This is a genomic window from Tunturiibacter empetritectus (assembly GCF_014201375.1).
Lineage (GTDB): Bacteria > Acidobacteriota > Terriglobia > Terriglobales > Acidobacteriaceae > Edaphobacter > Edaphobacter lichenicola_D.
In genome coordinates this window covers 101,206-125,944 of the sequence record NZ_JACHDZ010000003.1, presented here as the reverse complement: position 1 = coordinate 125,944, position 24,739 = coordinate 101,206, and the positions used below count along the sequence as shown (strand labels likewise).

Here is a 24,739-nt window from a genome sequence, read left to right as displayed (position 1 = left end):
CTCCTGTCTCTCTCTCCGTTGTGACGCGCAGCTACTGCATTCTCTTCGTAACGCGATCCGTTGGGAGAGAAGCAGGATTGCGAAGAATTTTATTGCAAAGGGGTGGTTGGTCCGAAGTTTATTTGATGAGCATGGAGACGATGCTGGCGGACATGAGGTTGGCCATGGTTCCGGCGAGCATGGCGCGGAGGCCTAGCTGGGCGAGGTCGTTGCGGCGGTTGGGGACGAGGGCTCCGATGCCGCCGATCTGCATGCCGATGCTGCCTACGTTGGCGAAGCCGCAGAGGGCGAAGGTGGCGATGGAGAAGGTGCGCGGGGCAAGGGTGGATTTGATGGCGCCGAGCTGGGTGAAGGCGACGAACTCGTTGATCATGGTGCGGGTGCCGAGGAGGTTGCCGATGGTGTGGGCGTCGTGCCAGGGGACGCCGATGAGCCACGCGATGGGTGCTCCGACGACGCCGAGGATGGCGTTGAGGGAGTGGGGGAAGGGGATGTGGCCGTGGGCCCAGAGGGTGTTCGAGATGCCAAGCATGATGGCGTTAAAGAGGCCGACGAGTGCGACGAAGCTGATGAGCATGATGGCGACGTTGAAGGCGAGGCGGCCGCCGTCGATGGTGCCGCGTGCGACGGCGGCGATGAAGTTTTCGTTTTTGTGCTCTTCGTTGGGCGGCATGTGGACGGTGCCGATGGTGGCGGGGACTTCGGTCTCGGGGACGAGCATCTTGGCGACGAGGATGGTGCCGGGGGCGGTCATGATGACGGCGGAGAGGAGGTCTTGGGCGTTGATGCCGAAGCTGATGTAGGCGGCCATGATGCCGCCGGAGACGTGGGCCATGCCGGAGGTCATGATGACCATGAGTTCGCTGCGGGTTGCTCCGGCGAGGAAGGGGCGGATGGTGAGGGGGGCTTCGGTTTGGCCCATGAAGATGCTGGCGGCGACGTTGGTGGATTCGGCGCCGGAGGTGCCCATGGTTCGCTGCATGATCCAGGCGACGATGCGGATGATGTGCTGCATGAGGCCGATGTGGTACATGATGGCGAAAAAGGCGCTGACGAAGATGATGGTGGGAAGGACGGCGAAGGCGAGGACGGCGAAAGGGCGGCCAGGGATGCCGAGCTGTCCGAAGACGAGGGAGGAGCCGTCGACCGAGTGGGCGAGGAGTGAGGTGATGACGTTGGAGATGTTGCGGAGGATAGCCTGGCCGGCGTTCCATTTGATGACGAGGAAGGCGAAGACGATCTGCAGGCTGAGCCCCCAGGCCACGGTGCGCCAGCGGATGGCGCGGCGGTTGGTGGAGAAGGCATAGGCGAGGCCGAGGAAGGTGAGGAGGCCGAGCAGACCGGTGAATCGAGACAAAGGCTTCGCTCCTGCTGCTGAGATGAACGCAGTTTGAATACTTTGGTTGAGTGTACCGGTTGGGAGGGGAGGGGCCTAGCGATTTCCCTTTTCCGGGTGGGTTTGGTGTACCTTGGCGTGGACGAATTCATCTATGAGCGTAGGGGCTGAGCGTATGGGCCGGAGAAGTGGCTGTTGGGAAGTGGGGCGTGGGCGCAAATTGTTTTTGAGGAGGGGACGATGAGCAAGGTGAGATTGCTGGTTGGCACGCGCAAGGGCGCGTTTGTGATGACCTCGGATGGGAAGCGGGAGAAGTGGGAGATTACGGGGCCGCACTTTGCGGGGTGGGAGATCTATCACATGAAGGGATCGCCGGTGGATCCGAACCGGCTGTATGCGTCGCAGTCGAATGGATGGTCTGGGCAGGTGATTCAGCGGTCGGATGATGGCGGGGCGACGTGGGTGCAGACGGGGAACAAGTTTCTCTACGACGGGGTGCCGGGGACGCACCAGTGGTATGACGGGACTCCGCATCCGTGGGAGTTCAAGAGGGTGTGGCATCTGGAGCCTTCGCTGAGCAATGTGGATGAGGTGTATGCCGGGGTGGAGGATGCGGCGCTGTTTCGGTCGGGGGATGGTGGAGGGAGTTGGGAGGAGCTGTCGGGGTTGCGTGGGCATGGGTCGGGGCCGCACTGGCAGCCGGGGGCGGGCGGGATGTGCCTGCATACGATCATTCTCGATCCGAGTGATCCGGCGAGGATCTTTATTGCGATCTCGTCGGCGGGGGCGTTTCGGAGCGATGATGCGGGGAAGACCTGGAAGCCGATCAATCAGGGGCTGCGGTCGGAACATATTCCTGATCCGAAGGCGGAGGTTGGGCATTGTGTTCATCATATTGCGATGCATCCGTCGCGACCTGGCGTGCTGTTTATGCAGAAGCACTGGGACGTGATGCGCAGCGACAATGCAGGGGACTCGTGGCGGGAGGTGAGTGGGAATCTGCCGACGGACTTTGGATTTGTGATCGATGTGCATGCGCATGAGCCGGAGACGATCTTTGTGGTGCCGATCAAGAGCGACTCGGAGCACTTTCCGCTTGATGGGAGGCTGCGGGTTTATCGGAGCAGGTCAGGCGGGAATGAGTGGGAGGCGCTGACGAAGGGACTGCCGCAGAAGGATTGTTATGTGAATGTGCTGCGCGATGCGATGGCGGTGGATTCTCTGGACGAGTGCGGGGTGTACTTTGGCACGACGGGAGGGCAGGTGTATGGGTCCTCCGATGGGGGCGATAGCTGGACGCCGATCGTGCGGGACCTGCCGGCGGTGCTGTCGGTGGAGGTGCAGACTTTGTCTTCGGGGTCGCCTTCTGGGTCGCAGGCTTTGGCTTCGGGGTCACAGACTTTGGCTTCGTCGCTCGCATGATTCGCGTGCTGCTGCCGGCGCATCTGCGGACCCTGGCGGGGGTGAGTGGCGAGGTGATGCTCGAGGTTGGGGGCGCGGTGACACAGCGTTCTGTGCTGGATGCGCTGGAGGCGAAGTATCCGATGTTGTGCGGGACGATTCGGGAGCATGGAACGATGAGGCGACGGGCGTTTCTGCGGTTCTTTGCGTGTGGGGAGGATCTGTCGCATGGTGCGCCGGAGGCTTTGTTGCCGGAGGCTGTGGGGAAGGGGGTTGAGCCGTTTCTGGTGATTGCGGCGGTGGCTGGCGGGTAGGCTGGGTCGGGTTTGTTTGATAAAGAACAGACTACTGCGCGGAAAGGTGGGCGGAAAGGGACGAGCGGTTTGGGCAGGGCGGAGTTCGTCGGGATTCTTCGCTGCGCTCAGAATGACAGCAAAGGCTTGATACTAGGGTGGATCGGATTTCAGGTTGAGGTTTCGCGCGAGGCGGTGGAGGTATTTGGGGTGAATGCCGAGGGTGCGGGCTGCTTCGGGATAACTTCCTTTGGAGTCATGAAGGGCGTTGAGGATCATCTCTTTTTTCGATTCGTTCAGGACGTCGTGGTACTTCCCTCCTGCGAGTTTTGCGGACTGTTGCTCGAGGATGATGGTGGGAAGGTCTTCGGCGAGGATCTCTTCGGTGAGGCCGAGGACGATGGCGTGCTCGATGGCGTTTTCGAGTTCGCGGACGTTGCCTGGCCAGCTGTAGCCGAGCAGCAGGGAGCGCGCTTCTGAGGCGATGCCTTTGAAGGGGCGCTTGTTTTTTTGCGCGTATTTGGAGGCGAAGTAGAGGGCTAGCAGGGGGATGTCTTCGCTGTGTTCGCGCAGCGGGGGTACGGAGATGGAGACGACGTTGAGGCGGTAGTAGAGGTCCTGGCGAAACTCGTTGGACTTGATGGCCAGCTCGAGATTTTTGTTGGTTGCGGCGAGGACGCGGGCTTTGAAGGCGACGGAGTGCGTTCCGCCGACTCGCTCGAACTCTCTTTGCTGGAGGACGCGGAGGAGCTTGGCCTGCATGGGGGGAGCGAGTTCGCCGATCTCGTCGAGGAAGAGGGTTCCGTCTTCGGCGGCTTCGAGCTTTCCCTTGCGCATGCCGAGGGCTCCGGTGTAGGCGCCCTTCTCGTGGCCGAAGAGCTCGCTTTCGAGCAGGGTTTCGGGGATGGCGGCGCAGTTGATGGCGATGAAGGGGAGTTCGCTTCTCGGACTGCTCTGGTGAATGGAGCGTGCGATGACCTCTTTGCCGGTGCCGCTCTCGCCGCGGATGAGGACGGTGGAGTCGCTCTGCGCGACGCGGGAGATGAAGTCGCTGACCTGACGGATCTGGCGGCTTTCGCCGACGAGGTTGGTGGCGGTGTTGAGCTGGCGTTTCAGCTTTGAATTTTCTGAGCGCAGGGAATCGAGGGCAAGGATATTTTCGAGGGTCACGGCTGCGATGCGGGAGGCGGAGTCGAGGAAGTAGACGTGGTCTTCGCCAAAGGGCGGCGCGGGAGGGAGAGAGGTGAGATAGAGGACGCCGATGGTTCGTTCTATGGCGACAAGAGGTTGGCAGAGGATGTTCTGCTGCTCGCCGGCGCTTGGATCGTCGTCGATCTGGGCGTTAATTTGAACGGCGGCTTGCTCCCAGAAGGCGCGGTGAACGAGTTCTTTTGAAATGGATATCTTCGACGGCGAGTCGGTATGGCGGTTCCAGGTGCAGGTTTCGAATGTTTCTTCGTCGAGATCGGTGATGAGAACGACCGCTCCTTCGTCGGCAGGGACGACTTCGAAGATGAGTTGCAGAAGCTCGCGTTGCAGGAGTTGAGAGTCGCGGATGGAGTTGATGACGCTGCTGATTCTGAAGAGGGCGGTGAGGTCGCGGGCCATGCGCCCGATCTCGATGGCCGGGAGTGCGACTCGTTTTGTCTCCAGAGAGGAGTTGGAAGAGAGGTCGCTTGCGCGCCTTCTGGGAGGGCCTGTTTCGTCTTCGTGGGTGAGATAGAGGAAGCTGGCGCTGCCGATGCGGATGGTGTCGCCGTGGTCGAGGGATCGGCGCAGGACGGGCAATCCATTGACGAAGGTGCCGCTTCTGCTGTCGAGGTCGACCAGTTCATATTGGCTGTTCTGGCCCTGGTTGTTCTGGCCGTCGATCGGCTGGATGGTGCAGTGGTTTCGAGAGACCGCTGGATCTGTGAGGCAGAGCTGGTTTTCTTCGAGTCGGCCAACCGAGATTGGGCTATCGCTCAGCTCTCGAACGGTTCCGGTCAGCGAGCCCGAGATGGCGAGGAGCCGCGGTTTCATAGGGGTCTCCGTTGAAGGAGAGTGTAGCTGAATCGGTCACGCGATCGCGATTCCGGGGCGCGATCCGATACGATCCAGAGACACGATGCGGGGACACGGGAGCCGATCAGATACTGCGGGGAACCATTCGGATACCAGGAGAGTGAGGCGTGAGTGAGGGCCGCCAGCTTGCGGGCGGACGCTGCGGTTCCATCTTGTTGCAAATAAAAGTGAGCTGCCGATGGACGGGAGTTTGGCGCGGTTTGGCCATGCGGTTGCAATGTATCCGGGCGTAACAAGCTCCGGAGAGAACGAAATCCAGAGACCAATCGGAACCTGAGACAGGTATCTCACAAAGGAGATCGTCATGAAAAACCTTACTGCAATCGCCCTCTTCGTCGCCGCCGGTATCGCCACCGCTGGTAGCGCCCTGGCCCAGGATCATAAGGTCACGGCAAACGTTCCTTTCAACTTCACGGTGAATGGCCGTACGCTGCCTGCCGGATACTACACCATCGGCAGCGATATCAGCACGCCGCGGATGTTGACCATTTCAGACCGAGAGAAGGGCGTTGCCGTGACGGCGGTCACGGTCCCCGATATCTATGCCTCGGCAGACAACAAGCTGGTCTTTCACCACTACGGGAACCAGTACTTCCTCAGTGAGATTCGGACAACGAGTGCGTCGATGACCTGCCACCTGCCAACGTCGAAGCAGGAGAAGTGGGCCAAGGCTCAGACGCAGGAAGCATCCGTACGCGTCAATAGCGATGTTCTGATTGCTCTCAAATAGTTTTTGTACTTTGTGTGAGCAGGACCCGGCGACGAAGGTCTCCGGGTCCACTTTTTTGGGGCTGGGAATCAGGTGTTCTTTTTGATGACTTCGCGGAGGAGAGGTTTGAGTTCAGGCGGGCTGGGGGCGATGTGGAGGGTGTCGCGGAGCATGCTCTCGGGTTCGTCGAGGAGCGAGAGGTCTTCGCTGAAGAGGGTTACGAGGGGTTGGCCGGCTTTGATCGGGTCGCCTAGTTTGGCATGCATCTCGATGCCGGCGTGGGCGCTGACGGGATCGCCGGGTTTGGCGCGGCCTGCACCGAGACGCTGGACGGCCCAGCCTACTTGTTTGCAGTCCATGGAGGCGAGGTATCCGGAGTGGGTGGCGGTGAGGGTGCGCGAGGCGGTGTAGAGGTGGTGGGCGGCGGGGTCGTGGAAGAGGGAGACGTCGCCGCACTGGGTGGCTACGACTCTGATCCATGCTTTGAAGGCTGCGCCGCTGAGGAGGATCTCGTCGGAGAGCTTGGCTCCTGCTTCGGGCGTGTCGGCCTTGCCTGCGAGATGAAGCATCCATCCGGCGAGGAGGTTGGAGAGCTGGATGAGGTCGGCGGAGAGGGGGTGGCGATCCTCGCTGCGGGTGGCGCGTAGGATGTCGACGCACTCCCAGACTTCGATCCAGTTGCCGGAGAAGCGGCCGAGGGGCTCGTCGTGGTTGGTGAGGAGGGCGACGGTGCGGGTGCCGGAGGCTTCGCCGGTCTGGACCATGAGTTCGGCGAGGAGCTTTGACTGGTCGTAGGTGGGCATGAAGGCGCCGCTGCCGGTTTTGACGTCGAGGACCAGGGCGTTGAGGTCTTCGGCCAGTTTTTTGCTCATGATGCTGGCGCAGATGAGGTAGGGAGATTCGACGGTGCCGGTGTGGTCGCGGAGGGCGTAGAGGATGCGGTCGGCGGGGACGAGATGCGGGGTCTGGCCGACGAGGGCTGCGCCGCACTTTTCGAGCGTGAGGAGGAGGTTGTCGAGGGTGAGCTGGGTGTTGAAGCCGGGGATGGTTTCGAGCTTGTCGAGGGTTCCACCGGTGTGGCCGAGGCTGCGGCCGGAGATCATTGGGACGCAGATGGAGGGGATGCCGTTGGCGTTGGGCGAGGCGAGGCCCGCGGCGGCGAGGATGGGGGCGATGAGGAGAGAGGTCTTGTCGCCGACGCCGCCGGTGGAGTGCTTGTCAACGGTGAAGCTGTGGAGGGGCGCGGCGTCGAAGGTCTCACCGGAGTAGCGCATGGCGGTGGTGAGGGTGGCGAGCTCCTGCGGGTTGAGGCCGTGATGGAAGACGGCCATGAGGAAGGCGGCGATCTGGGCGTCGGTGACGAGCTGTTTTTCCGGGGTGCGGTGAACGATGGCGTGGATGAAGGCCTGGATCTCTGCGTCGGTGAGGACGCGGCCGTCACGCTTGTGGAGGAGGACGTCGATGGGATGGATGGTCTGGGTCATTTTGGAATCATTTTTGGTTACATATTGTTTAGAGGAGGAAGGCGGCGGGCAGGAGCTCCGCTATGGTGGCCTGGGCGATGGAGCCGCCTTCGGCGGGGAAGAAGACGATGGTGTCGGGGGTGCTGAACTCGTGGATGGTCTGGCGGCAGGCTCCGCAGGGCTGGCTGGCGGTGGCGTTGAGGTTGGCGACGGCGATGGCGCGGATGCGAATGCCGGGGCCGCGGAGGGCTACGGCGGAGGTAATGGCGGTCTGCTCGGCGCAGGTGGTGAGGCGGTAGGAGGCGTTTTCGACGTTGCAGCCGGTTACGATGGTACCGTCGGTGAGGAGGAGGGCGGCGCCGACGCGGAAGTTGCTGTAGGGGGCGTAGGCGTGGTGCGCGACGGTGACGGCTTGCTGCTGCAGGCCGGCGATTTGTGCGGGAGTGAGCGCGCTGGGCTGTTCGGCGGAGAGTTCGGAGGACATGATGTGACTGAGGCTATCGGGTTGCGGGGGCCGATAGCAAGTGGCGGGCCTCATGGTTACCGTTCCACGCCCGATATAGGTTGTGTGGACGAGCTAACCAAAGAATTTATTGCAGAGAGCCAGGAGGGTCTGGACCGGATGGAGCGGTGCCTGACCGAGCTGGAGATGCGGCCGGACGATACTGGATTGCTGGGGGAGATCTTCCGCGCTGTCCATACGATCAAAGGGACGACGGGTTTTCTGGGATTCGATCGGCTGGAGAAGCTGGCGCATGCGGGAGAGCATCTGCTGGGGTCGCTGCGGGACGGCAAGCTTGAGGTTAACTCGGATCTGATCAGCGGACTGCTTCGCCTGCTGGATGGACTGCGGGCGATTCTGTTGCTGATCGAGGAGACCGGGAGTGAAGGGACTCGGGCCGGGGATGAAGATGGCGAGCTGATCGCCGAACTGGCGAGTCTGAATGGGCAGGTGCCTGCGGAGTTGCCGGAGATCGAGGCTCCGCAGATTGCTCTGGTGGAGACGACGAGAAGTGAGGGTGTTGCGCCGGCCGCTTCGAACAGCGGGGCGTCGCCTGTGTTGCAGCCTGGCGGATTACAACCGACTGCGGTGACGGAGAAGGCGAGTGCGGATAAGACACTGCGGATCGACGTGGATGTGCTGAACCGCATGATGAACCTGGTGGGCGAACTGGTGTTGACGCGCAACCAGATGCTGCAGAGCGGGATGGAGGCGGCGAACTTTCCTGAGCTGGCGCGACGGCTGGATAGCGTTACGGCGGATCTGCGTGAGACGGTGATGCAGGCTCGGATGCAGCCGGTTGGGAATCTGTTTGGGAAGTTTCCGCGGATGGTGAGGGATCTTGCCCGGACGTGCGGACGCGAGGTGCGGGTTGAGTTCAGCGGGCAGGAGACGGGGCTGGATAAGAGCCTGCTTGAGGCGATCAAGGATCCGCTGACCCATGCGGTGAGGAACGCGGTCGATCATGGGATCGAGTCGCCTGCGGACCGTGTGCTGGCGGGAAAGTCGGCCGAGGGTTGTCTGCGGCTGAAGGCGTTCCACCAGAGCGGATCGGTGGTGATCGAGATTGAAGACGATGGCGCCGGGATCCCGATCGAGCGGGTGCTGCAGAAGGCGATCGAACGCAATCTGGTGACGGCGGAAGACGCTGCGGGGATGTCGGAGCGGGAGGCGCTGCAGCTAATTTTTCTGCCCGGATTTTCGACTGCTGCTGCGGTGACTACGGTTTCGGGACGTGGCGTTGGCATGGATGTCGTGCGCGCCAATGTGGAGAAGGTTGGCGGGAGTGTCGAGGTCGAGTCGCGCAGGGGCGTGGGGACTACGCTGCGGCTTCGGGTTCCGCTGACGCTGGCGATTGTTCCTTCGCTGGTGGTGAAGAGTGGAGGGCAGGCCTTTGCACTGCCGCAGAGCACGCTGGTGGAGCTGGTGGATATACCGGAGCGAGAGTTTGCGCAGGTGGTGCAGCGAATTGGTTCGTCGGAGCTGTACCGGCTGCGAGAGCGTCTGTTGCCGATGGTGTGGCTCGACCGGTTGCTGGGATTGGACGCTGATAATCCGGACCAGTCGAAGGGGCATTACCTGGCGGTGCTTGAAGCAGAGGGTTGCAGATACGGCCTGGTGGTCGATGATCTGATGTCTCCTGAGGAGATTGTGGTGAAGCCGCTTTCGCCGGTGCTGCGCGAGATCGGCTTGTTCTCCGGCGCGACGGTGCTGGGCAATGGAACCCTGGCATTGATTCTGGATATCGGTGCGACCGCGGCACGTGCAGGAGTGAAGCCGATTGAAGAAGAGGTCGGTGAGATCGGTGCTGGCGAGGCTGCGGTGCAGGAGGCAACGGGTACATCGTTCCTGATCTTTGAGGATCGAGTGAGAGAGAGAACAGCGCTGCCGCTGGATGTGGTGGAGCGGATTGAAAGCGTTCCGCTGGGACAGATTGAGTATGCTGGCGGGCGACCGTTGCTGCAGTATCGCGGGGAGCTGCTGCCGCTGAGAGATGAAGGGAATGTGCTGATGGAGCTGGAGTCTGCGCGGCAGGCGGGTGAAGAAGTGATGGTGACGGTGCTGATCTGCGGCGATGCCAGCGTGGGAGGGGCGCAGCGCGGTGGCATGGTGGTGCGGCAGGTTCTGGATGTTTCGACCGGAACGCTGATCGATCAGGGTGAGGCGAGCCATGAAATGGGGATGGAGCTTGCTCTGGTGAAGGAGAAGCTGACGCAGGTTCATCGTGAGTTTGGCGTGAAGGCGAAGGCTGCCTGGCAGGAGGTTGCGTGAGAATAGCCGGTCGGGAGAAGGTCGACGAGATTCAGGATGAGAGTGACGCGGTGTCGCTTTGTTCGATGTATGCGGGCAGTGAGATGTTCGGCATCGACACTAGGAAGATACGCGAGGTGCTTGGGGAGCGGGATCTGCAGCGGGTGCCGATGTCGCCGGCGTTTATCGCGGGTGTTGTCCCTTATCGTGGCGAGGTGCTGACGACGGTGAATCTTCGGGCGCTGTTGGGGATGGAGGCGCACACCGGCAGATGCTGCGTGCTGGTGATGGCGGAGGATGAGGCTGCGGAGCGTTTTGGGCTGGTGGTCGATGCGGTGGGCGGCGTGGTGACGGTGAGCCGGCGGATGCTGGAGGACAACCCCTGCACGCTCGAGGCGAAGGGCAAGTGGTTGTTCGATGGAGCCTACAAGATGGATGCGGGTTTGATGGTGCAGCTGGATCCACAGAGGCTGTCGCCGTCGCGCTTGTCGGAGGTGGGATTGTTCAAGAGCAGTTCGAATGGAGGTATAGATGCGAGTCCTGATCGTTGATGATTCGAGCTTTATCCGCGAGTATCTGCGGCACCTGCTGGGCAGGATGGATGTGGTGTGTGAAGAGGCGAAGGATGGGAGCGACGCGCTGGCTGTGCTTCGGGCGGAGGAGTCCTTCGACCTGATGCTGCTGGATGTGAACATGCCGGTGATGAACGGGCTGGAGTGCGTGAAGAAGCTGCGCGAGGCAAAGCTTGGGCCTGAGATGAAGGTGATGATGGTGACAACCGAGGCTGATCATTCGTTTATTACGACCGCGCTCGACAATGGCGCGGATGAGTTTCTGATGAAACCGTTTACCCCGGAGAGCCTTCGGGAGAAGATGCTTCTGCTTGGTGTGATCGCAGCTTGAGGGTTGTGGGTGGAAGAGAAAGTCTGAGGAAAGCAGATATGGGACCCATGGAGGAACGGCCGCTCCGCATTCTTGCAGCGGACGACTCGGCGGTGATGCGCGGAGTGATGTGGAAGCTGTTTCAGCGGCACGCGGAGGATCGGTCGAGCGAGCTGCCGCCCATGGAGTTGTGCGGCGTTGCGTTGGACGGAGTGGATTGCCTGGAGTCGGTGAAGCGACTGTCGCCGGATGTTCTGGTGCTGGATCTTGAGATGCCGAGGCTGAACGGGCTGGAGGTTTTGCGTCGCCTGCAGGTAGAGAATCCTGGGCTACCGGTGATCATGTGTAGTGCGCATACAGAGCGCGGCGCGAGGTCGACGCTGGAGGCGCTGGCGTGTGGCGCTGCAGACTATGTGACCAAGCCGGCGGAGCAGCGTGATTTTGCTTCGGCGATGCTTTCGCTGTCGCAGCAGCTTCTGCCGCGGATTGCTGCACTGGCTAAAGGGGCAAAGCGGAAGGAAGAGAATGTTGTCGCGAGAAGTGGGGCGGCCAATGCTCCTAAGACTCTGGCTGGTGCGACGCTGCCGAGGTCGTCCGCTCCGATTGAGTTGGTGGTGATTGGGCTGTCTACCGGTGGGCCGTCTGCGCTGGAGCAGTTGCTGCCGCGGCTGCCCGCGGATTTTCCTGTGCCAGTGTTGATCGTTCAGCATATGCCGAAGCTGTTCACCGGAGCGCTGGCGGAGCGGTTGGATAAATGCTGTTCGCTGCGGGTGAAAGAGGCGTATGAGAACGCGATGATTCGGCCGGGCACGATCTGGCTGGCTCCGGGGGATGCGCACATGGAGGTAGGCGCGGGCAACGGGTTAACGGACAGACAGGATGGGGGGGTGGCGGGGCGGAGCAGCAGGGTTCGGCTGCATCAGCGGGAGCCGTTGAATCACTGCAGGCCGGCGGTGGATTACTTGTTTTTTTCTGCGGCACGGATGTATGGCGCGTCTGCGCTGGCGCTGGTGATGACGGGCATGGGTGCGGATGGCCTGGATGGAGCGCGGGCTGTTCATGAACGCGGGGGAGTGGTGCTGGCGCAGGATGAGGCGAGCTCAGCCGTATGGGGCATGCCGGCCAAGGTGACTGAGGCTGGAATTGCAAGCGCAACGCTTCCGCTTTCGGAGATCGCGGGCGCGTTGAAGCAGAGAGTTGACGCGGGAAGACTGACGAAGATGGAGACGGCACACCATGCAAGCTCCGCGATGGCGCCGCGACGGGAGATCAACGATGGCCTGCTCTGATACGGACTACGCTTATCTTCGTGAGCTTGTGCTGGAGCAGTCGGCGAACCTGATTGATCCGTCGCGCAATGCTCTGTTTGACACTAGACTGACACCGATCGCGCGATTGTCGGGTGCGGATAGCCTTCAGGATTTTGTGAATATGTTGAAGGCGGGGCGGCCGGCTCATCTGCATCGCGCGGTTGCTGAGGCGATGACGATCAATGAGACGAGCTTCTTTCGCGATATGAGACCGTTTGAGATGCTGCGGCAGATTCTTATTCCTCGGCTGATGGAACGACGAATGGAGGAGCGGCGGCTGAGGATCTGGAGCGCGGCGAGTTCGACCGGGCAGGAGGCTTACAGTCTGGCGATGATGTTTGCGGAGCACTTTCCGGAGATTGCGGGCTGGGATGTAAAGATCGTCGGCACCGATATCTCGCGGCATGTTGTCGATTATGCGCAGAAGGGGCGGTATCGACGGCTGGAGGTAAATCGCGGGTTGCCGGCGCGGATGCTGCTGAAGTACATGACTCGACATGGTGAAGAGTGGGAGATTAGTCCGCAGATTCGGTCGATGTGCGAGTTTCATTATGCCAATCTGTGTGCTCCGTTGCCTTTGCTGCCGACTTTTGATTTGGTGTTGTTGAGAAATGTGCTGCTTTATTTTTCTCAGCAGGATCGCAGGACGCTCTTCAGGGAGATTCATCGGAAGCTGTCTCCTGCCGGATACCTGGTGTTGGGAAATGCGGAGCAGGCAGAGGATTCTACGAATCTTTTTGAGGTGGAGTTTGCGGCGGACTGCTATTTCTATGGTCCGGCGAGCGGGAGTTGAAGGGATCGATCACAGGTCGCGGCTGGACCTGAGAGCTTGGGCGCGCATCCAATAGTGTGCGGCAAATATGCTGCTGAGAGCGCACACTTTGACTATGCCGCCAAAGACTACAAAGACGACGAAGCCTTCTAAGCCGAAGAAGAAGATAGTTCCGGAGAAGACAGAGCCGTTGCTGCCGGGGAATTTTGTGGGCGAGGAGGCGCTCTCGCTCTTTCATACAATTACAGCGAAGTGGTTTCGGGCGGTGTTTGATGCGCCGACGGCTCCGCAGGTGGAGGGCTGGCCTGCGATTGCCCGTGGAGAGTCGACGTTGATACTTGCGCCGACGGGCACGGGGAAAACCCTGACGGCGTTTCTGTGGTGTCTCGACAAGTTGATGATGCGGACGGCTCCTGAGGCTGAGCGTGGGTGCAGGGTGGTGTATCTTTCGCCGCTGAAAGCGCTGGCTGCGGATGTGGAGCGCAATCTTCGATCTCCTCTTGTTGGGATTGCCAACATGGCCAAGCGTGAGGGCGTTGCGGTGCGGATGCCGGAGATCAGCGTGCGCACGGGGGATACCTCGCAGAAGGAGCGCGCGCGGTTTCGGAGGCATCCTGGCGACATCCTGATTACTACGCCGGAGAGTCTGTACCTGCTGCTGACGTCGGAGGCGGGGGAGTCGCTGCGGTCGGTGGAGACGGTGATTGTGGATGAGATTCATGCGCTGGTGCCGAGCAAGCGAGGGGCGCATATGGCGCTATCGCTGGAGCGGCTGGAGGCGTTGACGGGGAGGAGGCTGCAGCGGATTGGACTGTCCGCTACGCAGAGGCCGCTTGAGGAGGTGGCTCGATTCCTTGGCGGTGCGGAGACCTCTGGATATGTAGCTAAGGAAGGCACAAATTTAAGCCAGGCCGCAGAGGCTGATGAGGAGACTGCCAGAGTGTTGATGGAGGTTGCGGGTCGCGAGGATTCGCAGGCAGAGGTGGGGGCTGGTGCGGCGAGATTTCGTCCCGTGACGGTGGTGAATGCTGGGGCTCGAAAGCTGCTGGAACTGAAGGTAGAGGTTCCGGTGGAGGATATGGCGCGGTTGGGGGAGATTGAGGAGCAGCCGAGCGGGCCGGCTTCGCAGGGGCCGAAGAGGACTTCGATCTGGCAGTCGATACATCCGCGACTGCTGGAGATTATTCAGGGGCGGACCTCTACGCTGATCTTTGTGAATGCGCGAAGGGTAGCGGAGCGGTTGGCCGGGGCGCTGAATGAGCTTGCGGGAGAGCAGATTGCGCGGGCGCATCATGGCTCGCTTGCGGCTACGCAGAGGACGGAGATTGAGGAGCTGCTGAAGGCGGGAAAGATCAAGGCGCTGGTGGCTACGTCTTCTCTGGAGCTGGGGATTGACATGGGGGCGATCGATCTGGTGATTCAGATTGAGGCTCCGCCTTCGGTGGCCAGTGGGATGCAGCGGATCGGGAGGGCGGGGCACCAGGTGGGGGCTCCGTCGCATGGGATTATCTTTCCGAAGTACCGGGCGGATTTGATTGCGTGTGCGGCGGTGACGCGGGCAATGCATGAGGGGCATGTGGAGTCGACGCGGTTTCTGCGGAACCCGCTGGATGTGCTGGCGCAGCAGATGGTGGCGGTGATCGCTCATCCACCGTTGAACGTCGCGGATGCGGAGCTGCGGTCGAAGCATAAGACGGAGGAGGAGGAGAGTCCCGGGATGAGTTACGCTGCGTTGTTTGCGCTGGTGCGGGGTGCGGCTCCGTTTGCGGGGTTGAGCCAGAGTGTCTTCGATGGAGTCTTGGATATGCTGGCGGGGCGGTATCCGTCGGATGAGTTTGCGGAGCTTCGTCCGCGGATTACATGGGACAGGACGAGGAACTGGATTACGCCGCGCGCTGGGGTGAAGCGCATTGCGATTCTGAACGGGGGAACGATTCCTGATCGCGGAACGTATGGGGTGTTTCTGGCGGGGCAGCGTTCTGGATCAGGCAGGGGGCCCGTGCGGGTGGGGGAGTTGGATGAGGAGATGGTCTTCGAGAGCCGGACGGGGGATACGTTCATTCTTGGAGCTTCGACGTGGCGGATCGACGAGATTACGCATGACCGGGTGCTGGTGACGCCGGCTCCAGGTGAAGCGGGGAAGATGCCGTTCTGGCATGGGGATCAGGCTGGGCGGCCGCTAGAGTTTGGGCGAAGGATTGGGGCGTTGGTGAGGGAGTTGCGGGATGCTCCGCGGAGCGTGGCGATGGCGCGCCTGACGAGTGAGCATGATCTGGAGCCGGGGGCGGCGGAGAATGTGCTGCGGTATCTGGCGGACCAGGAGCTGGCTACCGTGGTTGTTCCTGACGACCGGAATATTGTGATTGAGCGAGTGAGGGATGAGCTGGGAGATTGGCGGGTGTGTGTGCTGACTCCGTTTGGCAGTCGAGTACATGCGCCGTGGGCGATGGCGGTGACGGCCAAGCTCCGTGCGGGGAACGGGCAGGAGGTTGAGACGATGTGGTCGGAGGACGGCTTTGTGCTGCGCTTTCCTGAGACCGAGGAGGCTCCTGCAATTGAACCGATTCTGCTAGAGGCTGAGGAGGCTGCGGAACTGGTGCTGCGGCAGCTGGGGTCGACGGCACTGTTTGCAGCGAAGTTTCGCGAGAGCGCTGCGCGGGCGTTGCTGCTGCCGAGGAGGAGAGCGGATGGGCGGACTCCGCTTTGGCAGCAGAGGAAGAGGGCGTATGACCTGTTGAGTGTGGCGAGCCGTTATGCCTCTTTTCCGATTGTGCTCGAGGCTTACCGGGAGTGTCTGCGGGATGTGTTCGATATGCCTGCGCTGATGGAGACGCTGCGGAATATTGGCAATCGCTCGCTGCGAGTGCATACGGTGGATTCGCGGACGCCTTCGCCGTTCGCTTCGGCGTTGTTGTTCAGCTATGTGGCGAACTACATCTATGACGGGGACGCTCCGCTGGCCGAGAGACGGGCGCAGGCGCTTTCGATCGATCAGGATCAGCTGCGGGAGTTGATGGGGGATGCGGATCTTCGGGAGCTGTTGGATATCAATGCAATTGAGGAAACCGAGGAGCAACTGCAGTGTATGGCTGAAGGCTATCGTGCGCGGAATATGGATGGGGTGCATGATCTGTTGCTGCGGCTTGGGGATTTGACACGAGAGGAACTGCGATCTCGATGTGTAACGGACGAGGTTGCAGAATCAGTTGGGAAGCTGATGAGGGCTCGGCGGGCTCTAGAGGTGCAGGTCGCCGGGGAGAAGCGATTGATTGCGGTGGAAGATGCGGCGCGGTATCGGGATGCGCTGGGTGTGCCGCTGCCACCGGGGCTGCCGGGTGCGTTTCTTGAGGAAGCACCGGATGCGTTGCTGGATTTGATGAGGAGATTTGCGCGGACGCATGGCCCGTTTACGACGCCTGAGGCTGTGGGGCGTTTTGATCTGCCGATGGAGAGTTTGGAAGCAGTGTTGCAGCGGTTGATTCAGAGCGGCAAGGTGGTGGAGGGTGGATTTCGGCCAGGTGGGATTCATCGAGAGTGGTGCGATAACGAGGTGCTGCGATCGATTCGGCGGAGGTCGCTGGCTCGGTTGCGGAAGGAGGTCGAGCCGGTGGAGCAGAGGACGCTGGCGCGGCTCTTTACGAGGTGGCAGGGTGTGGTGCAGCCTCGGCGAGGACTGGATGCGTTGCTGGATGTGATTGAGAATCTGCAGGGAGCGCCGCTACCCGCTTCGATTCTGGAGACGGAGATTTTGCCGACGCGGTTGGTCGGGTATAAGAGCTCGGACCTGGATACGTTGATCGCCGCAGGAGAGGTGGTTTGGGTTGGGTTCGATCCGATTGGGGAGAGAGATGGGCGGATTGGGCTCTATCTCGCGGAGAAGCTGCCGGTGCTTTGGCCGATTGGACGGGTGGGTGTGCAGCAGAAGGAGCGGGGAGTTGGTTCTGCTCAGAGCGATGACCCTGCTGCGCTGAATGAGAGAGAGACCGCGATTGTGGAGTATCTGAAGGGGCGCGGGGCTTCGTTCTTTCAGGATTTGCATGATGGTGTTGGCGGCGGATATCCGGGAGAGACGCTCGAAGCTCTTTGGAGTCTGGTGTGGCGAGGGATGCTGACCAACGATGGGTTGGCGGCGTTGCGTGCGTACTGCGAGAGGCCGGCGGCGAGTGGGTCGAGAAAGCCAGCGCGTAGGCTGCATCAGCAGACGGGATTCCGTTCGAGAAGGACGACTCCGCCTACGGCGCAGGGGCGATGGGCGCTGAATCCTGCTGCGTTTGCCATGGACAGATCGGCTACGGAGTGGAGTCACGCGATTGCGCAGCAGTTGCTGACGCGCTATGGGGTGGTGTTTCGCGAGACGGCGCATGCGGAGAGTCTGCCGGGTGGGTTTTCGGCGATCTATGACGTGATGAAGGCGCTGGAGGAGAGTGGGAAGATTCGGCGGGGGTACTTTGCGGCGGATCTGGGGGCGACGCAGTTTGCTCTGCCGGCGGCGGTGGATCTGCTGAGGTCGCTGCGGGCTTCGAACCAAGGCGACAAGACGGAGATGCTGCAACTGGCGGCGACCGATCCGGCAAATCCTTATGGGGCTTTGATGCGGTGGCCTGCGGCTCCGGAGGTGGGATCTTCGTTGACGCGGAGCGTTGGGGCTCGGGTGATCCTTTGCGATGGGGCGCTGGTGACTTATCTACGGCGGGGGAATCCGAATCTGCAGGTGTTTCTGCCGGAGGAAGAGCCGCAGAGATCGCAGGTGGCGCGGAGTCTGGCGGAGTTTCTGGTGTCGCGGGTGCAGGACCAGGAGGATGCGCAGGGACGAGGTGGGATGTTGATTGCGAGTGTGAATGGAGTGGCGGTGGCGGAGCATTGGATGGCAAAGTTCTTGCTCGATGTGGGATTTGCGGCGGGGGCTATGGGGTTCAATGTGCGCAGGGGGTTACCTCCGCTGCCGGGCACTCGCGGTGAGGTGAGAGCGAATGCGTGACTCACAGGTAACCAAACCACCAATCAGTTCGTGTGGCCTTAATGTTTGCGAACCACCGACAAACGGGGTAAAGAGAGATGACGACGAACAGCCAGACAGCATAGACGACCCAAAGAGGATATCCAAAGTCTTCGGGGAAGATTTTTGCGGGGCCACCCATTGCCGGAGGAGAGCTGAAGAGGATTGGATACGAGTGGGCGCCGTAACGGATCCAACTTGTAAGAAGTGACAACAGATGGATGAGATAGAAGTGTGCGATGAAGTAGAAGAGAGGGACGCGTCCGAAGACTATAAGAGGATTCGCAATCTTGAACTGGTGGCGATCGAACGAGGCGAGAACGATCAGTGCCGGGCCAAGCGTCATGAGCAGGTACAGCAGTGAGGGCGGATACTTTGTGCAGTTCAGAAAAGAGAGAAGCGTGAACATCGCGGAGTGCTGTCGCGACCATTTTTCGGGGTCGCCGTAGAGGTTGATTGCGCGGAGGACGATGAAAGCTGTCGTCGTTGCACCGCCCGTGATGAGAATAATCTTCTGGCGACGTGTCGGTTCGAGCAGAAAGATTCGGCCGAAGCAAAAGCCTGCGGACATGACCGCGATCCAGGGGAACAGAGGATAGCCAACAACGATCACCAGACCATGCACGAGGAAAGCTCCTGGTTGATGGACTATGTTCCAGATCGGCGCATAGCTGCCGAAGGACGCGGCGTTAATTGGATCGAGGAGATTGTGCAGCGCAATGACCGCGATGCTGAAGACTACGAGAAGACGATACGGGAGCTGGACTAACAAGGCCAACGCTACCATGCAACCGCCTAATTCCCACATGACCAGAAGGAGGACCGGGAAACGAGAGGCAAAGTTGAAGTTGTAGGCGAGGCGCATGACGGTTACCTCGAGAAAAACCAGCCAAATTCCTCTTGTTAGCAAGAAGCTCGACAACTGAGCTTTCGTGCGGTCGCGCTGGAGCCACAGAAAAGCTCCGAAGCCAGCCGTAAAGGTGAAGACGGGAGCGCAGAAGTGCGTGATCCAACGAGTGAAGAACAGTAAAGGATAGGTGCGGGTGAGATCGGTAGGTGAGAAGTAAGCCGCGGAGACGTGAAAGAAATCACGCGTGTGATCGAGCGCCATGATGATCATGATGGCGCCGCGAAGAGCGTCAATGGACTGCAGGCGAGATCCGGATCTGACGATTGTGGCCATCCTGCTGGGTCATCATTATCGCCGGGGCGAAGAATATTCTGCAAGCGAGGTTGGTGCATCTGAGTAGAAGAGAGTTCAAACGAGAAGACTATGCCTGAGGGCGATACTATCTATCGGGCGGCGCGGGCGCTGCAGAAGGCGATTGGGGGCAAGGTGGTGACGGGGTTCGATACCGGGTTGGCTAAGCTGGCTCGGGTGAATGACGATGCGCCGCTGGTGGGGAGAACTGTCGAGAAGGTGGAGTCGCGGGGGAAGTGGTGTCTGATTTTTTTCTCGGGAGATTTGATTCTGGTGACGCATATGTTGATGAGCGGGAGCTGGCATCTTTATCGCACGGGAGAGAAGTGGTGGATGGGCCGCGATCGGATGCGGGTGGTTGTTAGGACGGCTAGTTGGGAGGCGGTGGGATTCAACATTCCGGTTGCCGAGTTTCATACGTCGCGGTCTTTGGAGCGAAGCAGCCAGGTGCCTAAGCTGGGGCCGGATATTTTGTCGGATGAGTTTACCGTGGAGGGTGGGGCGGCTCGGCTGGCTGCGTATGGGAGAGAGAATCCTGATGCGGAGATTGCGGTGGTGTTGCTGAATCAGCGGGTGCTGGCGGGATTGGGGAATGTTTATAAGAGCGAGGTGGCGTTTGCGGCGGGGGTGAATCCGTTTCGCGCGATGAGGACGATTACATCGCGAGAGATGGAGACGATGGTGGAGGTGTCGCAGAGATACATGAAGGCGAACGTGGTGGATGGAGCCGGGGATGGGATCGTGACTTACTCGGGAAACCGGCGGACTACTCATTCGTCGAATCGTGAGGAGAGGCTTTGGGTGTATGGGCGGCAGGGGCAGGAGTGCCGGCGGTGCGGGGCGACGGTGATGATGCGTAAGCAGGGGGTGCAGGCTCGGTCAACCTACTGGTGTCCGGAGTGTCAGCCCTGGGTGGGTGAGTTGCCTGCTCCAATAGGGAGGGCAACTGTGGTGAGGCGGGGGAAGATCGGGTGTTAGACGGCTGACGATTGACTACTGAGGGGGCGGGGTGGGTTGCTGTTGCTGTTTGTCTTTATCCTTGCCGCCGCCGAAGATCTTCTGGAGGAAGTTTTTCTTTTTGGGTGGGGCTGGCTGCTGCGTGGTGTCGGGGGCGTTGCCGTCAGGCGGGGTGTTGGGTGGGACGCGGACGATGGGTGCACCGGTGATGAGTGGTGGTGTGGTTGTTTCGGACTTGCCGCCTATGCCTAGGATTCTCTGGATGAGGTTCTGGGGGCTTTCGCTCATCTGGCTGCAGGTGTTGACCGGCGCGGTGCCGTCTAGGAAGGCGGCGTAGAGGACGTTGCTGGGGCAGGTGGAGTCGGCGATGAGGTTGGAGGTCTTGTCGATGCGGGCGGTGGTGATGCCGGCGGGCGCAACGAATGGCTTGACGTCGGAGTACTGGGGCAGGAGGATGGCGCGCTTCATGAACTCGGTCCAGATGGGTTCAGCGGCGTGCGCCCCTTCGATCTTGACGTCGGTGTAGTCGTCGTTGCCGACCCACACGATGCAAATGAGGTTGGAGGTGTAACCAGCGAACCAGGCGTCATGACTGGTTCCGGTCTTGCCGGCGGCGGGTGCGGTGAAGCCATGGCCTCGGACGCCGGCGGCGGTGCCATAGTTCATCACACCTTCGAGGAGAGATTGGGTGAGGTAGGCGGCGCGAGGATCCATAACCTGCTTGGCGTCGGGAGAGAAGTCGGAGACGACGTCCCCATTGGCGTTGCGGACGGAGGCGAGCATCCACGGGGTGAGGTGGACGCCGTTGTTGGCGAAGACTGTGTAGGCGCCGGCCATGTCGATCGGGGTGGCGTTGTAGGTGCCGATAGCCACGGAAGGAGTGCCGCGGGCGTTGGTGATTCCGGCAGAACGGGCGAGTGCCGCGACGTTGTCAAAGCCGACCATCTGGCCGAGCTGAACCGTGGCTGCGTTGAGCGAGTGAGCGAGAGCGTACGCTGCGATGACGTCGCCTTTATAGCCGCTGATGAGGTTCTTTGGCGTGTAGGTCTGGCGGCCATTGTCGTAGGTGAAGGTGGTCTCTTCGTCGTTGAGTTCGGTGAGTGCGGTGAAGACTCCGCTGCCGCCGGTGTCGTTGTTGCTGAGCGAGAGGCCGTTGAGGGAGCTGTTGTAGGCCGCGGCGTAGACGAAGGGTTTGAAGATGGAGCCGGTGGGGCGCTGGGAGACGGCGTGATTGAGCTGGGAGGCGCCGTAGTTGCGACCGCCGACGAGGGCGAGGATCTGTCCTGTGTGCGGGTTGATGGCCACGAGCGCGACCTGGGGATAGGTGATGGGTCCGGGCTGTTCGCCTTTGGGCGTCTTATGCTGTTTGCGGACGAGCTCGTCGACGTTCTTCATTCCGATCTCGACGGCCTCGGAGGCGGCGCGTTGAAGTTCGGGGTCGAGCGAGGTGTAGATGCGGAGGCTCTGGTGGGCGATGTCCTGGTCGCCGATGTGCTTGACGAGCTGATCGTGGACGAGATCGACGAAGTAGGGCGCTTCGCTGGCGTCGATGTTGGGCGGGGCGAGGCGGAGGGGTTCGGCTTTGGCGGCCTGCGCCTGACTGGCGGTGATGGCGCCGGTTTCGACCATGGACTCGAGGACTACGTTACGGCGCTCCATGGCGCGCTCGGGATGGCGGTAGGGGTTGAGGCGGGTGGGGGACTGGATGGTGCCGGCGAGGAGGGCGCACTCGGCGAGGTTGAGCTGCTGGAGATTTTTGCCGAAGAAGGTCTGTGCGGCCTCGCCGAAGCCGTTGATGGCGTAGCTGCCGCGCTGGCCGAGGTTGATCTCGTTGGCGTACATCTCGAAGATCTGCTTCTTGGTAAAGCGGGCTTCGAGCTGGAAGGTGATGAGGATCTCGATCATCTTGCGCTTGATGCGTTTTTCTGGCGAGAGGAAGAGATTTTTTGCGAGCTGCTGGGTGAGCGTGGAGCCGCCGCAGGTGCGGTGATGGGTGACGAGGTCGGAGAAGGCGCACTTGGCGATGCGCATGTAGTTGATGCCGCCGTGATTGAAGAAGTCGCGGTCTTCGATGGCGGTGACTGCCTGCACCATGCGGGGAGGGATCTCGTTGTAGGAGACGAGGCGGCGCTTGGTGCGGTTCTTGTCTTCGGAGAGGGCGGTGATGAGCTGGGGTTCGAGCTCGTAGGCGCTGAGGGTGACGCCGTTTTCGGCGGTGATGCTCTGCACGATACCGCCGGTGGTGTTGATGGTGGCGCCGTCGGTGTTGTGGTAGCTCTCGGGGCCGGGTTTGATGAAGATGTTGTCGGCGTTGAGCTGGTAGGTGCCGAGCTGGGAGTTGGCGTTGTAGCCTGCCTGGCGCAGGTCGGCGGCGATGGCGGCGGCGGAGAGTTTCTGCCCGGCGCGGACCTCGCGTGGCGCGGCGTAGATCTGCGAGACGCTGGCGAAGATGGGGCCGGAGGCGATACGGTCATCGACGACACGCTGGTAGTGGTAGTAGAAGTAGCCGAAGACACTGCAGCCGATGACCAGAATGGCGAGCAGAGCGATGAGAGCCACACGCAGGATCTGCGACTCCAGGCCAGAGGCTTTCAGTTTGTTTCGGACGTTGCTGCCGTATTTGAGTTTGACTGGCAAGAGGCTCTTTCGTTGGACGGTTAGAGGCCGGCTGTGGAGAGCGAGTTGTGCAGCGTGGAGGTTATCTGGCCGGATACCTTCGCGGTGACTTCGTTGAGGGCGACGTCTTCGGTAACGCTCCGGAGGCGATCGAGAAATTCTACCTTGCCCTCGGCGACTCCGCGACCGATATTGATTCGATAAGGGATACCGACGAGATCGGCGTCTTTGAACTTGACTCCGGCGCGCTCGTCGCGGTCGTCGAGGAGAACGTCTACGCCTGCGGCTTCGAGGTCAGCGGCGATCTTCTCTCCGGCGCTAAGGAGGGTCTCGTCGCCGATGTTGGTGATGGTGACGACGACCTGGAAGGGGGCGATCGCAGGGTGAAGGGCGTAGGCTTCCCCTTTGTTGGCGGCGGCTGAGCTTTCGATCGCGGCGGTGAGGATGCGCTCGATTCCGATGCCGTAGCAGCCCATGATGGGGATGACCTCTTTGCCGTCACGGTTGAGGACGGAGGCTCCCATGCTTTTGGTGTACTTGTTGCCCAGCTTGAATATGTGGCCGATCTCGACGGCTTTGCCGAGACGCAGGGGCTGGCCGCCGATGGGGTCGAGCTCACCTTCGACGATGTTGCGGACGTCGGCGGCGAGGGTGGGCTTGAAGTCGCGCATGGGCGTGACGTTGCGGAGGTGGTACTCCTCCTTGTTGGCTCCGGCGATGAGGTTGGTGCGGCCTTCGAGAGCCTTGTCGAGGATGACGAGGGTGCCGGGTTTTTTGGGATGTGGGGCGGCCTCGAGGCCGATGGGACCGAGGTAGCCTGCGGGGGCCTTGAAGGTGGCTTCGATCTCTTCGGCGACCATTGGGCGGAGTTCTCCGCCGGCGACGGCGAGGAGCTTGGCTTCGTTGAGGGAGTGGTCTCCGCGCAGGAAGACTACGACGGGGCGGAGCTTACCGAGTTTGGCGTGGTCGGCTTCAGGGAGTTCGACCATGTAGGCCATGGTCTTGATCTGGTGGACTGGCGCGAGGTTGAGGAAGGCGCCGACCTCGTCGATGGTGCGCTGGCCGGGGGTGTGGACGAGTTCGGGGAGGCCGTCGGCGGTGGGGGCGAGGTCTTGGACGGGGGCCAGCTGCGAGGTGGCCTTTTCGATGTTGGCGGCGTAGCCGGATGGGCTGCTGGCGATGAGGTCTTCGCCGGCGTCGGTGTAGACCATGAACTCCTGCGAGGCGGAGCCGCCCATAGCGCCGGAGTCTGCGTCGACGGCGACGAACTGCAGGCCGCAACGGGTGAAGATTCGGCGGTAGGCTACGTCGTGTTTGTTGTAGGAGACGTCGAGGCCGGCTTCGTCGATGTCGAAGGAGTAGGCGTCCTTCATGAGGAACTGGCGGACGCGGAGGAGACCGGATTTGGGGCGGGGCTCGTCGCGAAATTTGGTCTGGATCTGGTACCAGATCTGGGGTAGCTGCTTGTAGCTGCGGAGTTCGTTCCGGGCGATGGAAGTCATGACCTCTTCGTGGGTCATGGCGAGGCAGAGCTCAGCCCCCTTGCGGTCTTTGAGGCGGAACATGTTTTCGCCCATTCCGGTCCAGCGGCCGCTGGCTTCCCAGATCTCTTTCGGGTTGAGGGCGGGGAGAAAGAACTCCTGGCCGATGCGGTCCATCTCCTCGCGCACGATGGCGGTGATCTTGTTGACGGAGCGGTTACCGAGGAAGAGGTAGCTGTAGATGCCGGCGCCTAGCTGACGGATATAGCCGGCGCGGAGGAGGAGCTTGTGGCTGGCGACTTCGGCGTCTGCGGGTGCTTCGCGGAGGGTGGGGATGAAGAGTTGCGACCAGCGATGCATTGTCAAAAAAGGCACTTTCCGGCCTATCGCGTCGAGGCTCGCGTGGGCATTTTTAGGATGAGTTTTCATTCTAAACCGACGGTCGATATTTATTTTGAGATGAGGGTTGTTCTCGCTGATAGGGCATGCAATGGGGTTACCCCATA

17 protein-coding genes are annotated in these 24,739 nt (G+C 61.1%); 10 read left to right on the top strand and 7 right to left on the bottom strand.

The window, feature by feature from the left end; all coding sequences use genetic code 11:
* Positions 1 to 118: 118 nt before the first annotated feature.
* Positions 119 to 1,357 carry a NupC/NupG family nucleoside CNT transporter gene (locus HDF10_RS09515; RefSeq protein ID WP_183812800.1) on the bottom strand — a complete coding sequence of 413 codons (1,239 nt, stop codon included), beginning with the start codon at positions 1,355 to 1,357 and terminating at the stop codon, positions 119 to 121.
* A 219-nt stretch (positions 1,358 to 1,576) separates the two neighbouring features.
* Here HDF10_RS09515 and HDF10_RS09510 point away from each other — a divergent pair, with 219 nt between their 5' ends.
* Together HDF10_RS09510 and HDF10_RS09505 are read left to right on the top strand one after the other, a co-directional pair.
* Positions 1,577 to 2,758, top strand: a complete 1,182-nt coding sequence (locus tag HDF10_RS09510) for a WD40/YVTN/BNR-like repeat-containing protein (RefSeq protein ID WP_260177787.1) — start codon at positions 1,577 to 1,579, stop codon at positions 2,756 to 2,758.
* The gene (locus HDF10_RS09505) at positions 2,755 to 3,051 is read left to right on the top strand and encodes a MoaD/ThiS family protein (RefSeq protein ID WP_183812798.1); all 297 of its coding nucleotides are present in this window, start codon (positions 2,755 to 2,757) and stop codon (positions 3,049 to 3,051) included. The genes HDF10_RS09510 and HDF10_RS09505 overlap by 4 nt, the downstream gene beginning before the upstream one ends.
* Positions 3,052 to 3,183: 132 nt before the next feature.
* Here the strand turns inward: HDF10_RS09505 and HDF10_RS09500 are convergent, their stop codons facing one another.
* A complete protein-coding gene (locus tag HDF10_RS09500; RefSeq protein WP_183812797.1) occupies positions 3,184 to 5,052 on the bottom strand; it encodes a sigma 54-interacting transcriptional regulator in 1,869 nt (622 codons plus the stop codon).
* Between the two features lie 346 nt (positions 5,053 to 5,398).
* Between HDF10_RS09500 and HDF10_RS09495 the strand changes: the two genes are divergently transcribed.
* Positions 5,399 to 5,824: a hypothetical protein gene (locus tag HDF10_RS09495; RefSeq protein ID WP_183812796.1), complete on the top strand. Its 426-nt coding sequence runs from the start codon at positions 5,399 to 5,401 to the stop codon at positions 5,822 to 5,824.
* A gap of 68 nt (positions 5,825 to 5,892) precedes the next feature.
* On the opposite strand, the gene HDF10_RS09490 is transcribed toward HDF10_RS09495, so the two are convergent.
* Positions 5,893 to 7,287, bottom strand: coding sequence for a thymidine phosphorylase (locus tag HDF10_RS09490; protein ID WP_183812795.1), 1,395 nt, complete (start codon positions 7,285 to 7,287; stop codon positions 5,893 to 5,895).
* A 28-nt stretch (positions 7,288 to 7,315) separates the two neighbouring features.
* Positions 7,316 to 7,804 carry a cytidine deaminase gene (cdd, locus tag HDF10_RS09485; RefSeq protein WP_260177786.1) on the bottom strand — a complete coding sequence of 163 codons (489 nt, stop codon included), beginning with the start codon at positions 7,802 to 7,804 and terminating at the stop codon, positions 7,316 to 7,318.
* Positions 7,805 to 7,834: 30 nt separating this feature from the next.
* On the opposite strand from cdd, the gene HDF10_RS09480 reads away from it, so the two are divergent.
* The 6 genes from HDF10_RS09480 to HDF10_RS09455 all read left to right on the top strand — a co-directional run bounded on the left by HDF10_RS09480 (position 7,835) and on the right by HDF10_RS09455 (position 17,960).
* Positions 7,835 to 10,039, top strand: a complete 2,205-nt coding sequence (locus HDF10_RS09480) for a chemotaxis protein CheA (protein ID WP_183812794.1) — start codon at positions 7,835 to 7,837, stop codon at positions 10,037 to 10,039.
* The gene (locus tag HDF10_RS09475) at positions 10,036 to 10,569 is read left to right on the top strand and encodes a chemotaxis protein CheW (protein WP_183812793.1); all 534 of its coding nucleotides are present in this window, start codon (positions 10,036 to 10,038) and stop codon (positions 10,567 to 10,569) included. Before HDF10_RS09480 ends, HDF10_RS09475 begins: the two co-directional genes overlap by 4 nt.
* A complete protein-coding gene (locus HDF10_RS09470) occupies positions 10,550 to 10,921 on the top strand; it encodes a response regulator (RefSeq protein WP_183761681.1) in 372 nt (123 codons plus the stop codon). The genes HDF10_RS09475 and HDF10_RS09470 overlap by 20 nt, the downstream gene beginning before the upstream one ends.
* Before the next feature lie 38 nt (positions 10,922 to 10,959).
* Positions 10,960 to 12,189, top strand: a complete 1,230-nt coding sequence (locus HDF10_RS09465) for a protein-glutamate methylesterase/protein-glutamine glutaminase (RefSeq protein WP_260177784.1) — start codon at positions 10,960 to 10,962, stop codon at positions 12,187 to 12,189.
* Positions 12,176 to 13,003 (top strand): CheR family methyltransferase, encoded by an 828-nt coding sequence (locus HDF10_RS09460; RefSeq protein ID WP_183812792.1) that lies wholly within the window; start codon positions 12,176 to 12,178, stop codon positions 13,001 to 13,003. The genes HDF10_RS09465 and HDF10_RS09460 overlap by 14 nt, the downstream gene beginning before the upstream one ends.
* Before the next feature lie 94 nt (positions 13,004 to 13,097).
* Positions 13,098 to 17,960: an Lhr family helicase gene (locus tag HDF10_RS09455; protein WP_183812790.1), complete on the top strand. Its 4,863-nt coding sequence runs from the start codon at positions 13,098 to 13,100 to the stop codon at positions 17,958 to 17,960.
* Position 17,961: 1 nt separating this feature from the next.
* Here HDF10_RS09455 and HDF10_RS09450 read toward each other — a convergent pair whose 3' ends face one another.
* On the bottom strand, positions 17,962 to 19,161 hold the full coding sequence (locus HDF10_RS09450; RefSeq protein WP_183812788.1) for an acetyltransferase domain-containing protein: 1,200 nt from the start codon (positions 19,159 to 19,161) through the stop codon (positions 17,962 to 17,964).
* A gap of 90 nt (positions 19,162 to 19,251) precedes the next feature.
* On the opposite strand from HDF10_RS09450, the gene HDF10_RS09445 reads away from it, so the two are divergent.
* Entirely contained in the window at positions 19,252 to 20,157 is a 906-nt protein-coding gene (locus HDF10_RS09445; protein ID WP_183812786.1) for an Fpg/Nei family DNA glycosylase, read from the top strand.
* Positions 20,158 to 20,172: 15 nt separating this feature from the next.
* Here HDF10_RS09445 and HDF10_RS09440 read toward each other — a convergent pair whose 3' ends face one another.
* Both HDF10_RS09440 and HDF10_RS09435 read right to left on the bottom strand, forming a co-directional pair.
* Positions 20,173 to 22,773: a transglycosylase domain-containing protein gene (locus HDF10_RS09440; RefSeq protein WP_183812784.1), complete on the bottom strand. Its 2,601-nt coding sequence runs from the start codon at positions 22,771 to 22,773 to the stop codon at positions 20,173 to 20,175.
* A 20-nt stretch (positions 22,774 to 22,793) separates the two neighbouring features.
* On the bottom strand, positions 22,794 to 24,593 hold the full coding sequence (locus HDF10_RS09435) for a proline--tRNA ligase (RefSeq protein ID WP_183813642.1): 1,800 nt from the start codon (positions 24,591 to 24,593) through the stop codon (positions 22,794 to 22,796).
* Between the last annotated feature and the right edge of the window lie 146 nt (positions 24,594 to 24,739).